14 protein-coding genes and 3 tRNA genes are annotated in these 15,683 nt (G+C 55.8%); 13 read left to right on the forward strand and 4 right to left on the reverse strand.

From position 1 onward, the window contains the following. Positions 1-13: 13 nt before the first annotated feature. Positions 14-87 (reverse strand) — tRNA-Ala (locus PHP98_09800). A gap of 156 nt (positions 88-243) precedes the next feature. Between PHP98_09800 and PHP98_09805 the strand changes: the two genes are divergently transcribed. After that, complete coding sequence (locus PHP98_09805; protein MDD5483922.1) at positions 244-1,395, forward strand: polysaccharide deacetylase family protein; 1,152 nt, start codon at positions 244-246, stop codon at positions 1,393-1,395. Positions 1,396-1,399: 4 nt separating this feature from the next. Then, positions 1,400-2,473, forward strand: coding sequence for a glycosyltransferase family 2 protein (locus PHP98_09810; protein MDD5483923.1), 1,074 nt, complete (start codon positions 1,400-1,402; stop codon positions 2,471-2,473). A gap of 72 nt (positions 2,474-2,545) precedes the next feature. Here PHP98_09810 and PHP98_09815 read toward each other — a convergent pair whose 3' ends face one another. Together PHP98_09815 and thyX are read right to left on the reverse strand one after the other, a co-directional pair. Then, positions 2,546-3,457: a PfkB family carbohydrate kinase gene (locus PHP98_09815; GenBank protein MDD5483924.1), complete on the reverse strand. Its 912-nt coding sequence runs from the start codon at positions 3,455-3,457 to the stop codon at positions 2,546-2,548. After that, the gene (gene thyX / locus PHP98_09820; protein MDD5483925.1) at positions 3,454-4,101 is read right to left on the reverse strand and encodes an FAD-dependent thymidylate synthase; all 648 of its coding nucleotides are present in this window, start codon (positions 4,099-4,101) and stop codon (positions 3,454-3,456) included. Before thyX ends, PHP98_09815 begins: the two co-directional genes overlap by 4 nt. A 174-nt stretch (positions 4,102-4,275) precedes the next feature. On the opposite strand from thyX, the gene PHP98_09825 reads away from it, so the two are divergent. The 4 genes from PHP98_09825 to PHP98_09840 all read left to right on the forward strand — a co-directional run bounded on the left by PHP98_09825 (position 4,276) and on the right by PHP98_09840 (position 8,109). Then, positions 4,276-4,351 (forward strand) — tRNA-Lys (locus tag PHP98_09825). A 12-nt stretch (positions 4,352-4,363) separates the two neighbouring features. Continuing rightward, on the forward strand, positions 4,364-5,353 hold the full coding sequence (locus PHP98_09830; GenBank protein MDD5483926.1) for a hypothetical protein: 990 nt from the start codon (positions 4,364-4,366) through the stop codon (positions 5,351-5,353). Between the two features lie 96 nt (positions 5,354-5,449). Continuing rightward, positions 5,450-7,684, forward strand: coding sequence for a protein kinase (locus tag PHP98_09835; GenBank protein MDD5483927.1), 2,235 nt, complete (start codon positions 5,450-5,452; stop codon positions 7,682-7,684). A gap of 26 nt (positions 7,685-7,710) precedes the next feature. After that, the gene (locus tag PHP98_09840) at positions 7,711-8,109 is read left to right on the forward strand and encodes a phosphoribosyl-AMP cyclohydrolase (GenBank protein MDD5483928.1); all 399 of its coding nucleotides are present in this window, start codon (positions 7,711-7,713) and stop codon (positions 8,107-8,109) included. Between the two features lie 10 nt (positions 8,110-8,119). Here the strand turns inward: PHP98_09840 and PHP98_09845 are convergent, their stop codons facing one another. Further along, positions 8,120-8,512: a hypothetical protein gene (locus PHP98_09845; GenBank protein MDD5483929.1), complete on the reverse strand. Its 393-nt coding sequence runs from the start codon at positions 8,510-8,512 to the stop codon at positions 8,120-8,122. A gap of 90 nt (positions 8,513-8,602) precedes the next feature. Between PHP98_09845 and PHP98_09850 the strand changes: the two genes are divergently transcribed. The 7 genes from PHP98_09850 to PHP98_09880 all read left to right on the forward strand — a co-directional run bounded on the left by PHP98_09850 (position 8,603) and on the right by PHP98_09880 (position 15,567). Then, the gene (locus tag PHP98_09850) at positions 8,603-9,703 is read left to right on the forward strand and encodes a DNA recombination protein RmuC (protein MDD5483930.1); all 1,101 of its coding nucleotides are present in this window, start codon (positions 8,603-8,605) and stop codon (positions 9,701-9,703) included. A 255-nt stretch (positions 9,704-9,958) separates the two neighbouring features. After that, the gene (locus PHP98_09855) at positions 9,959-11,278 is read left to right on the forward strand and encodes a phosphomannomutase/phosphoglucomutase (GenBank protein MDD5483931.1); all 1,320 of its coding nucleotides are present in this window, start codon (positions 9,959-9,961) and stop codon (positions 11,276-11,278) included. A gap of 62 nt (positions 11,279-11,340) precedes the next feature. Then, positions 11,341-12,528 (forward strand): galactokinase, encoded by a 1,188-nt coding sequence (galK, locus tag PHP98_09860; protein ID MDD5483932.1) that lies wholly within the window; start codon positions 11,341-11,343, stop codon positions 12,526-12,528. Positions 12,529-12,564: 36 nt separating this feature from the next. Then, complete coding sequence (locus tag PHP98_09865) at positions 12,565-14,436, forward strand: beta-N-acetylhexosaminidase (protein MDD5483933.1); 1,872 nt, start codon at positions 12,565-12,567, stop codon at positions 14,434-14,436. A gap of 153 nt (positions 14,437-14,589) precedes the next feature. After that, positions 14,590-14,660 (forward strand) — tRNA-Cys (locus tag PHP98_09870). A gap of 279 nt (positions 14,661-14,939) precedes the next feature. Next, on the forward strand, positions 14,940-15,182 hold the full coding sequence (locus PHP98_09875) for a hypothetical protein (protein MDD5483934.1): 243 nt from the start codon (positions 14,940-14,942) through the stop codon (positions 15,180-15,182). 166 nt (positions 15,183-15,348) lie between these two features. Beyond that, positions 15,349-15,567: a hypothetical protein gene (locus PHP98_09880; protein ID MDD5483935.1), complete on the forward strand. Its 219-nt coding sequence runs from the start codon at positions 15,349-15,351 to the stop codon at positions 15,565-15,567. Positions 15,568-15,683 lie beyond the last annotated feature (116 nt).

Below are 15,683 nucleotides of genomic sequence, written 5' to 3' on the forward strand. Positions count from 1 at the left end.
AAAAATGAGTGGGTGGAGGATAAGGGAGTTGAACCCTCGACCTCCTGAATGCCATTCAGGCGCTCTAGCCAACTGAGCTAATCCCCCATTGTTACCGAAAGGAATGCCAAGTATCGCCGTTCCGGAAAATTAGTCAATATTATTTGTCCTGGACTTTCCCCTTTTTCCCCTTTCTCCCGCCAGCTCATTCATATGTTTTTACTTTCCGGCGAGCTTTATATCTGTTAATTTGCCGGCATCTTCATGAGCATGCGCAATACAGTTTTATTTCTGATTGCCGCGGGACTGCTTGCCGCCGCCGGCTGCCGGCCGACGTTTGCGCCCGTCAAGCAGGTTTTAGCGCCGGGCGAAACCGCGCATTTTGTCCCCAATAAGCACAAAATGATTGCGCTCACCTTTGACGACGGCCCCAATGGCGCCGCCACCGAACAGATTTTAAACGCGCTCAGGGAAAGCAGCGTGAAGGCATCTTTTTTCATCCTCGGCGCCAACGCGGAACGCCATCCGCAGTTGGCGCGGCGCATAGCAGCCGAAGGCCATTTAATCGGCAATCATACCCAGCGCCATTCCCGTTTTGATCTGATAACCAAAGCCGAAATTGAGAAAGACATTGCCGACGGAAACAAAACGATTGAAATGATAACCGGCGTCCGGCCGCGCTGGTTTCGCCCTCCTTTCGGCATTAACGGCCGCGGGCTGGCGGAGGCCTGCCGAAGACATGGGCTGAGAATAGCCGGCTGGTCGCTGGATGCCAATGACTGGAATCCGCATCCGGTTGAAGAACTCGTGGATGCCATTGTCAGCCGGACCGTGGCCGGCGATATTATCCTTCTGCATGACGGCTGGGAAACAAACCCCGGCGCCGACCGGCGGCGAACGGCGGCGGCGGCGTCTTTAATCCTGGATAAGCTCAAGGCCGCTGGGTTTGTTTTTGTAACTTTGCCGGAATTACTGCGCCACGCCGGCCCGCCCGCCGCCGTTTTTGAAAACGGGGTTTGCTTGCTGGGCATGCAGGTTCCCCGGGACGGGATTTATGCGGGCGACAGGTTTGCGGCGCGCTATTTCTGGGATGTGCCCGCAAATTACAGGGCGGACGCCCCGAAAGCCTTTGTGCATTTCTCGCGCCCCGGCCAAAGCTTTCTTTTTCAGGACGACCATTTCCTTCACCCGCCGGGGGACGTGCGCGATCTGGTCGTGCGCAACATTATCCATGTGCCCGGCAACGCACCGGCCGGCCGATACGAAATTAACATCGGCCTGTTTTATCCGGACAAGCCGGAGGGCCGGAACCGTCTGAAGGCGCGTTCCGGATTTCCGCAAAGCAAACGGGCGGTCCACATGCCAACCGCGCTGAACATTGCGCCGGCGGAACACAAACCGAATCAAGGACCCTGACTTCATGGCCGACCCGGAACACAAAGACGCGGAAAAGACGGTTTCCGTGGCAATTGTCAACTTTAACGGCCGCGCAACTTTGCCGGCCGTGCTGGAATCAATTTTCGCGCAAAAAAGCATCCGCCTGGACGAGGTAAGACTGCTGGACAACAATTCCGGCGACGGCTCGGTTGAATTTGTGCGGTCCGCATTCCCAACGGTTGACGTTGTCAGATTGGCGGAGAACCGCGGGCCGAATCCGGCGCGGAACGAAGGTTTGCGGCGGGCGGCAAGCGATTATGTTCTTGTCATGGACAACGACATCGTGCTCGCGCCCGATTATGTCGCCGGCCTGATGCGGGCGCATGCGCTTGATCCGGCCGCGGGCGCGGTTACCGGCCAGATCAGGTTTCAGGACCGCCCCGATACGGTCCAATATAACGGAACTTACATTCATTACGCGGGCGAGATAATGCTTAACCGGCGGGAATCGGCGCAACCGCTGCGCGTGGGATGCGTTTCCGCCGGCGCGGTTTTGCTTGACCGGCGCAAGGTTTTTCTGGCGGGAGGATTTGACGAGGATTTTTTCATCGGATGGGAGGACGGCGATTTGACCTTCCGCCTGGCGCTGGCCGGTTACCCGTGTTATGCCGTTTCCCGGGCGGTTTGTTTCCACATCCGGCGCGCGCGGAACCAGAAATGGGCGCGTTACCAGACCAGGAACCGCTGGTGGTTTATCGGCAAGAATTACGACGCGCGCACTTTTTTCCTGGCCCTGCCGGCAACGCTTCTGCTGCAAGTCTGCGCCGGTCTCTTCTTCCTTTTCAAGGGAAAATTCGGCGCATTTTGCCGCGGCACATGGGATGCATTGCGCAGTCTGCCTGCTCTCATGCGGAAAAGGAAAGCCGTGCAGTCCATAAAAAAAGTCGGCGATGCTTTCCTGCTCCGCGGCGACAGAATTGATTTGCCGGGGGGATTGGGCGATTCCGGCCCGGGCCGGGCGCTAAATGCGGCTTTCAGCCTGCTCTTCCGCTGTTACTGGCTACTGATCCGCCCTTTTCTGAAAAAGGACATTGTTCCGCCAATTATCCCGGAATGAACGCCGCCGGCCGCGGCGTCTGCGGATAACGCGCGCGGATACGGCCGATCCTTTTTTGCGCATCATTGCCCGTCAGACACGGATGAGACTCATGAATTCGGCGGCGCGCCGGCGCAAACCGGAGCGCGTGGCGGAAACCAGCTTGTCAACGCTGAAGGATTCAACCGCGAACGAGGCCGCGATTGTTCCGTAAATCATGGCGCGGCGCAGGGCCGAGTCGGAAACATCGCGGTGGGCCGCGAGCCATCCGATCAATCCGCCGGCAAAAGCATCGCCCGCGCCGGTCGGATCAACGACTTTTTCCACTGGGAAGGCCGACAGCAGAAAAAAGCCGCTTTTTGAGGCAAGCATGCTGCCGTGCTCGCCCTTTTTAATAATCAGATAACGCGGGCCGAGCTTTAACAGTTTGCGCGCGGCGGCAACAAGATGTTTTTCGCCGGAAAGATGCCGCGCCTCGGAATCGTTCAACAGCAACAGGTCAACTTTTTTAATCAGTTTTAAAAGGTCTGCGCGGGCAGTGTTGATCCAGAGGTCCATGGTGTCGGCCATGACAAACCGCGGAGAATCAACCTGCGCCATGACATGCGCCTGGAGTGCCGGGGCAATGTTCGCCAGGAATACGAAGGGACTGGCCTTGTACGTTTCCGGCAATTCCGGCATGAAAGAGGCAAACACGTTCAGTTTTGTGGAGAGCGTGCGGCGATTGTTGAAATCCTCTTCATATACTCCCGACCAGCGGAAGGTTTTTCCCCGGGCAAATTGCAGTCCAACCAGGTCAATGCCGGCTTTTTTAAGCGTATTCATGGAAACGCGCGAAAAGTCATCGCCGGCCACGGCCACCATGCCGCATTTCGCAAAAAAAGACGCCGCGGCGCAGGCAAAGCTGGCGGAGCCGCCCAGGGCGTTTTTGCGCGCCGCAAACGGCGTGGCAATATCGTCATAAGCAAGCGAACCGACAATCACTATTTGCGGTTTAACACTCATTCTTGATTTTTTGTTTCCAGCAGGCCCAGCTGGTCCTGAAAGACGCTCGGCGCATGGCGGTAAAGTTCCCGGAGCATTGCCGCGCAGGCCCGCCTGATTTCCCACTGGGCCTGCGGCGCGCAGCGCACTGCGAAAATATGCCGGAATTCCCGAAAATTGGCGCTGATAACGATTTCGCTCGCGCAGGCGTTCGGCAGAACAAACCGGGCATCCTCTTTTTTAAGGCCGTGCGCCCGCCATTTGACGTACATGGCGCGGATAGATTCCATATCGGCCTGGAATTCCGCGCGCTGTCCATCCGGCACCGCCGGCGGAATGACGCAAGAAAAAGTTTTTTCGTCCACGTAACGCTGGCTCTGCTGTGAAACCGACATGAGCCGGTGCCGGACAAGCTGATGCGTCATGGCGCGCGAACAGCCGAGGATATGAAAAGTGGCGAAGGCGTGTTCCAGGGGCGATTCATGCCCCATGGCGATGAGTTTTGCGATCAATTTTGCGGCGCTGCCGGGCGCCCTTTTCTCCGCGCTCCGGTAGCAGACCCGCCCGGCAAACTCAATCACTTCCTCAGCGCGGGGGGTAACGGCCAGCAGTTCAATTTTCACGAGGCCGCCTTGAACCGGCATTTCATGTTTTTTTGTCTCCATGGAATAAATGACATATTATGCAATCCGCCGGGCTTGTCCAGCGCGGTTTTTCGTTTTCCATTATTTTTTGACCTGAATTTTTTTGCATGTTACATGCAAAATTCGGGTTTGACAAAAATGCTCTTTTTTGCATAAATTATTAATTCTGCCGGATGATTTCGGGAAAATCATGGTGGGCCGGTAGCTCAGTCGGTAGAGCACGGCACTTTTAATGCTGGGGTCGCGAGTTCAAATCTCGCCCGGCTCACCAAACGTTCCATTCGTGGAGGTAAATTTAAACAAAGCGCGTCAGATCGTTGAGGTTTTGCTGGTTCGCCTGGGGCTGGCCGTTTTGCCGCTCTGGCCGCGGCGGATGATTCTGGCCGGCGCGCGCCTGGCGGGAACAATCGCCTACCATTGCGCATCCGGCCAGCGCCGGTTGACCATGGCGAACCTGGAAATCGCCTTTGGGCCGCGGAAATCAAAGGATGAGAAAAAACGGATTGCCGTCCGGTCATTTCAAAACATGGCGCTGGTCTTTCTTGATTTTTTCTGGTTTGCCCGCAATACCCGCGCGCGCGTCAGAAAATATGTCAGGATGGACGCTTCGGTTCCCGCTTATTTCCCGCAGTCGCCGCCGACCATAGGGGTAACGGCGCATTTCGGCAACTGGGAGTTGATGTCGCGCGCTTTCACGGCGCACGGTTATTTGCACGCGGCGATTGTGGCGCCGTTGTCCAACCCGGCCGTGGATGTAATGTTCAATAAATTCCGGGCGGCCGGCGACGCAGAAATTATCCCCATACGCGGGGCGGTGCGCGGCTCCCTGCGGGCCATTCGCCGCGGTCTGCACCTGGCCATCTTGCTTGATCAGAACACCAAGCCGGAGAATGGCGGGGTTTTTGTTGATTTTTTCGGCCTGCCGTGTCCGATTTCCACGATTGCGGCGGTTCTGGTGGAAAGGAAAAAGGTGCCGATTCTACCGGTGTTCTGCCGGGCGCAATGGGACGGGCACTATACTTTCTATGCTTTTCCGCAGTTCAAAACCGATCTTTTGCGCGAGGCGGGCCCTGATTTTGCAAAGCAGTTGACCCAGCAGATTGCCGCCTCCTTTCAGCGGGAAATAGAGAAACATCCGGAACAATGGATGTGGATGTACAAACGCTGGAAATATATCAACCCGGGCAGTCCGGCGGATGCGTATCCGTATTATGCCAAACCGTTACGGAACCTTGCATCCGGCGCCGCCGGCCGGCGCGCGCAAGAAATTTGAACATTTATTGTTAGTTGCCATTCTATAGAAAAAGGCTATTATCCCAACAGGCCGAAAGGGGTGCGCCGATGTTTTGCCGCCTCCGGACGGAGCGCCATGGACAAAACGCAAAAAAAAGCGGTTAGCATAGAAGCCGAACACGTATCCCAGCTTACTTGCGCCGGGTGCCAGAAGATACTTGACGTTTCGCACCTGGAGCCGTTTGTCAAAATCCAATGTCCGCAATGCGGCATTGAACAGATTGTGCCGGCAAAGTTTGCGTCCTTCCTCTTGATCAAACAGCTTGGCGCCGGCGGCATGGGCGTCATTTACCAGGCAATGGACCGCGAGCTTGGCCGGCAGGTTGCCCTGAAAGTGATGAAAAAGGACCTGGGCGACAATCTTGAATTCGTCCAGGCCTTCAAACATGAAGCCCAGGCGGCCGCGGCCTTAAACCATCGCAACGTGGTGCAGATCTATTCCTTCGGCCAGCACAACGGCCAGCCTTATATTGTCATGGAACTGGTTGACGGCGGCAAACTTGACGATCTGATCGCCGCCGGCCCGGTTGACGAATTAAAGGCGCTGGCGATACACCTGGAAGTTACGGAAGGCTTAATGGCCGCCAGCGGGGTCGGGCTGGTGCATGGCGACGTGAAGCCGGCGAATGTTCTTTTCAATAAAAGCGGCGAGGCCAAGGTGGTGGATTTTGGCCTGGCCAGTTATATCAGCGAACAGCGGCACGGCCAGCCGGTCTGGGGCACGCCTTATTACATCGCGCCGGAAAAGGCGCGCGGGAAAAAGGTGGATTTTCGCTCTGACATTTACAGCCTCGGAGCAACCCTCTTTCATATGCTGACCGGCAAGCCGCCCTTTGACGGCCCGACTTCCAACGATGTGGTCGCGGCGCGCCTCAATCAGCCGGCGCCGGATATCCTTTCAATAAATCCCAATCTGCACCCGGCGACCGCGAAAATGATCGCGCGCATGCTGGAAGCCGAGCCGGCCATGCGTTATCCATCCTACCCCGCCCTGCTGATTGACATGCGCAATGCGTTCAAGGCGGCCGAGAAACCGCTTGCCAGACAAAGCCATATTTCGCCTATACCGATAAAGGTTTCTGAAACAAAAATAAAAGCCTGGCTGCGCAAATTGAACTGGAAAACGGCGGCGGGCGCGGCCGCCGGCGTGATTTTAATCGCCCTGGGGGTGCTCGGCTGGTTTTACAACAACCAGAAACAGGAGCGGCTTAAACAGGAAGCGGCCGAGCGCCAATTGCTGGAGCAGTCCCGGGCAGAGGGCCGGGCAACCTGGGAAAGGATTCTCAACCTGAAAAGAATCATCGCCGAAACCGGGACCAATATCCTGCCGCTCGCAGAAAGGGCCGACCGGATGGCGGAATCGGCGCAACGCGTTGACGATGCAACCGCCCGCATCATGGATGAAACCGACAAGGCAAAAGAATGGCTCAATGAATCCGATGACATCTGGGCCCGGGCCGGCGCCGCGTTTGGCCGGCTGGAGGTTGCCACCAACAGCCAGTCCGCCCTCCAGTTCTCCGGCCGGATTAAAAAAGATTTTGACGAATTAATCGGCATATACGGAGCGATGCAGGAATCCGGCGAACTGGCCGGGGAGGTATTGGCCGAGGCCGCCGCCCAACATAAGAAGGCGATGGAGGAAATCAAACGGAAAAAAGCTGAACAGGTGAAGGCAGAAGCCCTCCGGCGCAAGCTGGAGTCAGAAAAAACAACGGCCAGAAAAAAAGAGGAAGAATTGAAAAAAATGCGGCCGGCAATCATTCAGCGCGAGCTTGACTTCCTGGAAAGGGCGCGCGGCGCCAATGCGCTTTTAATCGGCCGGCATAAATTCAGCGAAGCCCAAAGCTCCCTGGCTTCCATCCGGCCGAAAATGACGCTGGATGAAACCAGGGCCGCTCTGGACAATCTGGAAGAAACATACTCTGAAATTGCAAAACTGAAAAGCTGGCTGATCAATGCGATCAATCGCGCCCCGGCCAGGAATTGCTGGCTTATGGGGCAAACCGCCCGCGATATTGTCCGGGCCAACGGCGAAAACAGCATTACCGTGGCGCTGGGACCGGCGGGCAGCACCGTCATTCCCTGGGAAGCGATCGCCGTTCCCCAGATCGCGCGCATCGTCAATTATTATATTGAGTCCCTGGGTCTTTCCGGGCCGCAGCGCGCGATCATATTGAAACAGATGGCGCTGTTTTGCTATGAAAACGGCGTATTTAAAACCGCGGAGTTATACGCCCAAGCCGCCTATAAAACCAACCCGGATATACTGGCGGATTTAAACCGCCTTATGCCGGACATCGTATCGCCTTGATATTTTAAACAAGCGGCTGAGAAGCAATGAATTCATTGGAAGAAACATCCGAGTTGCGTCCGGATTTCAACAAACTGGCCGGCTTGTCCGGCGTTCTGCCGGTGGCGGTGCAGAATATCAACACCGGCGAGGTGATCCTGCTGGCCTATACCAACCAGGAGGCCTTTTTCATGGCCCTGCGCAAACGCAGTTTGATCCTCTGGAGCACTTCACGCAATGCATTATGGGAAAAAGGAAGCACCTCCGGCGAAACATTTGAGCTGGCGGAGGCTTATATCAATTGCGAACAGAATTCCCTTTTATACCGGGTGCGCCCGCGCCGCGGGGGCATCTGCCACACCCGGAATAAGGCCGGCCGGCCGCGCAACTGTTTCTACCGGCGCATTAATCCCGACACCCTCCGTCTGGAAAATATTGACCCCTGAAAAATGCGCCTCACGTTTCGCCCCCGGGCGTTTCCTTTTTCGCCGCCGCGGGCCGCGGCGTGAAACGCGCGCAGGAATCGGTGGCCTCAACTTCCTCATGTCGCAGGGCGCAACGCTGCGCGAACGGATTGACGACGTAATGGGCGCAATGACGGCAGAGCCGCGCGGCTTCGTCCGGCTTAAAAATTTTTGGCCGGCCCTCCAGTTCGCTCCGGTCAAACAAATCAGAGTTTTTTTTCGTTTTGAACGGCACCTCCGCCTCGCTGGCGAAAGCGTGTCCGCACGCGGAACAGGCGAGATTGTCGCCGGCGCGCCGGAAACCTTCGTAACGCGGGGTCCGCCTTAAAATTGCTTCCTGTCCGCAGAACGGGCAGAGGATTTCAATTGGGTTGCGTCCGCTCATGACTGCCAATGATAAAACAAACCCCGGCGGCAAATCAAGACTTGTTCAATCCCGATTTCCCGGTATATTTCAAGGGCGATGGAATATTTATTGGCAGTTATCTTGGCAATCGGCGTGATTATCGTTATCCTGCTGGCCAGGTTGTTTTTTGCGCGCGGCGGAAAAACTCCGGACGCGAACGTCCAGGCGCTGGGTCTTTTGCAGAATCAGATCAGCGCGGGCACGGCGGAAACAGCGCGCAAGTTTGACGGCTTGCAGCGCAGTCTGCAGGAGGACATCCGCCGCCTCAATGAAATCGTTGAACGCCGCCTGACCGATACCGGCCGCAGCATGGGCGAGCGGTTGGACAACTCTTCCAGGGTAATCAGCGACGTCCGCCAGCAGCTCGGCCGGATGGACGAGGCTTCCCGGCGCATTTTTGAGGTCGGCCGCGAAATTTCCGAACTGCAACAGACACTCCAGTCGCCGAAATTGCGCGGATCAATGGGCGAATACCTGCTCAGCGAGCTGTTGGCCCAGGTCCTGCCGGAAAAGAGTTATGAAAACCAGCACCGGTTTCAAAACGGCGAAACCGCGGACGCCGTCATCAAGCTGTCTTCCGGCATTATCCCGATTGACGCCAAATTCCCGCTGGAAAATTTCAAGCGCATTCTGTCTGCCGGCGATGACGGCGAAACCAGCGCCGCCGGGCGGGCGTTCGCGCGCGACGTAAAAAAACATATTGACGCCATCGCCCAGAAATACATCCGCACCGACGAGGGCACGTTTGACTTTGCCATGATGTATATTCCCGCCGAATCGGTTTTCTACGAAATAATCGCGAGGAATGAATGGAACCCCGGCGAGCCGCTGCTCCAGTACGCCCTCGCCAAACGCGTTATTCCGGTTTCACCGAATTCGTTTTATGCCTATCTCCAGACCATCCTGCTGGGATTGCGGGGCATGCGCGTTGAAGAAAATGCGCGGGAGATTATTAACGGCATCCTGCGTTTGCAAAAGGAACTGGAGGTGTTTGCCGGGGATTTTGAGCTGGTGGGCACGCACCTTAACAATTCGCTTAAAAAATACGCCGACGCCGCCCGGCGGTTTGACCGGCTCGGTTTGAAAATGGAACAGCTCACCGGCCTTTCCCAAACGGCGGAAGACAATGTCATTCCTTCCCTGCCGCCCCAATCCGGCGCGGCCAAATAAATATTTCCGGGGAAACAGCCTGTGGTGCACACATGAAAAAAAACAGTTAAAAAACTTTTCTTTTCCGATTCCGGGCGTAATCTGCTTTGCTTGGAGCGGATTTTGACCGTAGCCGAAAGAATTATCCCGCAAAGAACGCTGATTTGAAAAAAAACTTTGCGAACTTGGCGGGCAATAAATTCATCGGCGTTGGCAGCCGTGTTTAACATTTGAGGCACTAAAGACAAGGAATCATACCGGCAGGAGGCGTTTAATATGGCGGGAATATTCAAGGCATACGATATCCGCGGCATCGCGGGCAAGGATCTGACGGAGGAAATCGCCTTTAAAATCGGCCGGGCGTTTGTAACCTATCTGAATTGCCGTAAAGTCGTTGTCGGGCGGGATATGCGGCCCCATTCCCTCCCGCTCTTTGAGGCCCTTGTCCGGGGATTGACCATGCAGGGCGCCGACATCATATCGCTCGGGGTTTGTTCCACCCCCATGTCCTATTTCGCCAACGGCCGCCTCGGCGCGGAGGCGGGCATCATGATCACCGCCTCGCACAATCCGGCCGAATGGAACGGATTCAAGCTCTGCCGGGCCCGGGCCGTGCCGATCAGCGGCCAGACCGGCATCGGCGACATTGAAAGAATGGTTCTGGCCGGGCAATTCAAGCCCGCCGCCCCTGCGCCGGGCGCGGTCATCCAGTATGATATTTTATCCGAATACACCGCCCACGTCCATACGCTTGCCAAACTGGAACGCCCCATAAAAATAGCGGCCGATTTCGCCAACGCCGTGGGCGCCATTGAAGCCCGGGCGCTGGAAGAACTGATGGATATTGATCCGCTCTATGCCGATCTGGACGGATCTTTTCCAAACCACGAGGCCAACCCCCTCAAGACCGAAACGCTCGCCGCGCTCCAGGATAAGGTTAAATCGGGCCAATACGATTTCGGCGCCGCGTTTGACGGCGACGCCGACCGGGTCGGCTTTGTGGATGAAGCCGGGGTCATTGTCCCCATGGACCTGATTACGGCCCTTATCGCCCAGAGCGTATTGAAAAAGGAAAAGGGAAAAATCCTCTACGATTTGCGGAGCAGCTGGACGGTCAAGGAATTGATTGAGGAAAACGGCGGCACGCCGCAGATGTGCCGGGTCGGCCACGCCTTCATCAAGCGGCAAATGCGCGACGCCAAGGCGGTTTTTGCCGGCGAACTGTCCGGGCATTACTATTTCCGCGACAACTACTATACCGAAAGCTCGGCTATGGCCGTGCTGTTCATCGCCAATTTGATCAGCCAGTCGGGAAAACCGCTCTCGGCTCTGGTGGCGCCTCTGCGGCGGTATTTCAAAAGCCCGGAAATCAACTCGGAAGTCGGAAATCCCGCCGAGGTTTTCAACCGTCTGCGCCAAGCTTACGGCTCCGGCAAAATGTTTGAGCTGGACGGACTCAGCGTTGAGTTTGACGACTGGTGGTTCAACGTGCGGGCTTCCAATACAGAACCGTTTGTGCGCCTGAACCTGGAGGCCCGCAGTCAGGAATTGCTCCGCGGACGGCAAGAGGAGCTTCTGAAAATTATCAGGGAATGAGCATACCGGAGCGCCGCTCCGGCGGGAAACTTCCAACATGCAACGCTAGCCACCTTCAACTTATGAATTCGCCCCTCATTGAGCGCGTTATCACCCGGCATACCGCGCGTTTCGGCGCCCCCCCCCGGTCCGTTGCCTACGGTCCCGGGCGCATTGAAGTCCTCGGCAACCATACCGACTATAACGAAGGCTTTGTAATTTCCGCCGCGATTGACGAGGGGGTTTGCGCGGCGGTTTCGGGCGGCGAACAGAAACATTGCGTTCTTGCGGCCCTTGATCCGGGCGAAACCGCCGAATTTGACCTGCCCGTGGAAAAGCCGTTGAAAAGTCCGCATTGGGCAAATTACATTGCCGGCGTGGTCAACCAGCTCGGTGGGGAAGGAAAGATTGAAAAAGGTTTTAATCTTATTTTTTCCGGCAATCTGCCGGCCGGTGCCGGGCTTTCCAGCTCGGCGGCGCTGGAGGTGGCCGCCGCGCTGGCGTTGATTGATTTTTACGGGTTGCAGCCGCCGCAAATGCGGATTGCAGAACTATGCCAGCAGGCTGAAAATGAGTTCACCGGAGCGCGTTGCGGACTGCTTGACCAGATATCAAGCTTGTTCGGCGCGGAACGATCGCTGATTTTCACCGATTTCAGAACGCTTGCCGTGGAAACCGTGCCGGTTGACAAAAATATCTGCTTTCTCATGGTCAACACGGGCGTTAAGCACAGCCTGGCGGCCTCGGCCTATAACGAACGGCGCGCCGCGTGCGAACGGGCGGCGCTTTTCTTTGCTTCAGTCCTGGATCATCCGGTAAAAGCTCTGCGAGATGTGTCACCGGAGGAATTGAAAAAACATTGTAAAAGTCTTGATCCGGTTGTTGCCAGAAGGGCGGCGCATATTGTCGGCGAAAATGCGCGGGTTGTGCAGGCCCGGCGGTTTCTGCAAGCCGGCGATATGAAAAAATTCGGAAAACTCATGTTTGCGTCGCACGAAAGTTCGCGGATCAATTTTGAAAATTCATGCAAAGAGCTTGATTTCATCGTGGAAATTGCCTCCGGCTTAAAGGAGGTTCTCGGCGCGCGGCTCTCCGGCGGCGGTTTCGGCGGGAGCGCGGTACTCCTCGTTCGGCCGGAGGATGCGGCCGGAGCGGGCGTAAAAATTTCCTCCGCCTACGCCGAAAAGTTCGGGAATGTCTGCGCCGTCAGTCTTGCCAGGCCTTCCGCCGGCGCGCGGCTGATTGGCCGGCAGGGAAAAGCATCATGTTGAATACAACCTGGCGCGGTAAAAAAATACGATAAAACCATGAACAGGAATAAAAATATCATTACATGGGATAAAAACGAAGTCAAAGACCCGCGCATCCGCACTCTCCTCGCGACGCTGGGAGAACATTATCCGATCATTGAAAACAAGGGGGAAACGCGAATCGCGCCGGCCATCGGCGGCAACGGACTGAAAATCAGCCGCAAAAAGGATCGGGTGGAAATTACCGGCGGCACGCTCAGCCTGGTTGCGCGCGGGATAGGCATTCTGCTTTCCGGACTTATCGGCGGGAACCGGATCGTGGAGAAAAAAACTTGCTTTAAGACGGCGGGCTTGATGTTTGATTGTTCCCGCAACGCGGTCATGAAAACCGCCTATCTCAAGGAATGGCTGCGCCGCGCCGCGCTGATGGGTTACAACCAGGCGATGCTTTACACCAAGGACATCTACGAACTGCCCGGCGAGGAGTGTTTTGGCTACTTGCGCGGACGTTACACCACCGCCGAAATGCGTGAGATTGATGAATACGCCGCGCGGCTGGGCATTGAAATGGTCGGCTGTATTCAGGCGCTCGGCCACCTTGAACCGGCGTTGCGCTGGCCGCGCTACGGCGGCATCAGGGATACTTTCGCCGAACTGCTGACCACCGAAGAAAAGTCTTACAAATTAATCAACAAAATGCTGGATTTCTACGGGCGCGTTTTTAAAAGCAGGCGGATTCACCTCGGGATGGATGAAACCCATAACCTCGGACGCGGCCGCTATATGGATTTGAACGGCTACCGCCGGCCGTTTGATATTTACATTGACCACCTGAACCGGGTGACGGCCGAATGCAGGAAACGCGGCCTGAAACCCATGATCTGGTCGGACATGTTTTTCCGCATGGGCAGCAAAAACATGGATTATTACGATAAAAAAGCAATTACCCCGCGGGATGTCATTGAAAAAATTCCGCGCGACGTGCAGCTGGTTTACTGGGATTATTATCATACGGACAGTGGTTTTTACAGGGAATGGATCCGGCGGCACCGCCGGCTGGGATCGCTTCCGGTCATGGCCTCGGGCATCTGGACCTGGCCGGTCTTGTGGCACAACCACCGCAGAACCGCGGAAACGATCCGCCCCTGTATAGAAGCCTGCCGCCGCGAAAAAGTTGAGGAAATAATTTTCACCATGTGGGGCGATGACGGCGGTTACTGCGACCGCAGCTCCGCCCTGGCGGGGGCCTTGTATGCCGCCGAAAAAATTTATGGAGCCGGCGAGCCCGGCCATGAAACGCTGGCAAAAAAATTCGCGGCAATCTGCGGCGGCAGTTACCGGGCGCACGTGATTGCCGGCGACATCACCCTCTTCCGGGAAAAGGACAACATCTCAGCCCCGGCCCTGCTCTGGGACGACCCTTTGCTCGGGATTTACCGCAAGGAACAGGAAACGCATTTCGGCCCCGGCTACTGGGGCCGAATGGAAAAACATTACCGCCGCCTTGAAGCGGCGCTCGCCAAATATCCGCAAGGCGCCGCCGGGGACATCCGTCTCATCCGCCGGTTGATCATGCTTTTAAGATTGAAAATCCAGGCCGGCCGGGCCGTGGCCGCGGCTTATACCCTGCGCGACCGTAAAAAGACGGCTAGCGCCAGAAAGCTGCTAGGCAAACTGACCCGGGCAGTGGCGGATTTTGAAAAACAATACCGGCAATTGTGGTATGACCGGAACAAGACCTTCGGATACGAGGTGATGCAAATCCGGTTGGCCGGCCAGGCGGCCCGGTTGGCGGAACTTGACCGGCGCTTAAAACAACTCGCGGCGGGTGAAATCGCATCCATCCCAGAGCTTGAGGAAAAAACCAGAAAACCAGCGGGGTTCCGCGGCACATACCAGTTTCTGGCCACGGCCTCGGTTTATTTCTAGCCCGTAACATCATGGCAGGATTGCGGCCGGAAAAAGGCGGCGGGCAAATCCGGCTTGACGTATCCATGCCGTCTGGTATGGTATGAGTGATTCTGCAGGCTGTGTGTTTTTTTCTTACGCACAACGCTTTGCGGGAATACGAGAGACACAGACGGCGCGATAGCCAAGTGGTTAGGCACGGGTCTGCAAAACCTGTTACAGCGGTTCAATTCCGCTTCGCGCCTCCCCTTTATTTTCAATACAGTTCACGCTTTTCCTTGATTTTATTGACTATTTCTCAAATGGCAGGAAAAGGCATTAAAGTGCCCAAAAGATCCCGTCCGAGTGCAACCAAGATTAAACAGGTCTTTTGAACCCGTGCCTTAGCCTTCCGGGGAAAGTGATATTTGAACCATGCAACAGCAAAAATGGCTTGGGGTTGTTCCGTTTCTAATAGATAAGTTCATGCATAGGAATTTCAAAGTTCATTTTTCGAATTCAAAAGAAAAGGTTGTGTGGGAGGCGTGGTCAATAAAGATGCGTTTTTTGATTTGATCGAGCATAAAGCGGTTTCCCTGGTCATCGGTGTAATCGACCGGAGCCAAGAAACCAGTTTTGCAAGCAGGGCAGGGGATCAAAAATGGGCAAATGGGGTTCTGAGGGCAGAGTTTGGCGACGAGCCGGAGTTGCCGGCGTGTGAGAGTTTTCTCGTCATGGCATTCGGAGCAACGGAAGAGGATTGGAGGATGTTTTTTAAAGAAGTTTAAAATGGCCATGAGCGATCTCCTGATGGAAAGGGGTTAGGGAGCGGACAGGGAGGACGATATACGAGAAACGGAGCTGGGTGTTACAGTTCGGACAGCGGAGCGGATCGGCGCCAAAAGATGAGATAAGCATTTGCCGCCAGCGGCAGAAAACGGAACGAGCGTAGTTTTGAGACTGTTTGAGGAGCTTGTAGACGACAGGAAGGAGTTTGCCGCGGACACGATTGGCGAGGAAGCCGTAGTAACGGATCTTGCGGAAATAGCGGTCAGGGATATGAGCGATGAGTTTTGCGAGGAAGTCGCGGGCGGCAAGAGAGACGGTTTGGGTAGTGTTGGTATAATGATCAAGGTATTCAAAGACAACTTGTTTGCCGTCGTGAGAGGATGAAAAAGCGCTTTGGGATCAGCAATATTTGCATCGTCGCCGACCGTGGCATGATCAGTCAGGAAACGATTGATGAACTGGAATCTCCGCAAACGAAATGGAAATATATTCTGGGCGCC

The organism is Kiritimatiellia bacterium, assembly GCA_028715905.1.
Classification (GTDB): domain Bacteria; phylum Verrucomicrobiota; class Kiritimatiellia; order JAAZAB01; family JAAZAB01; genus JAQUQV01.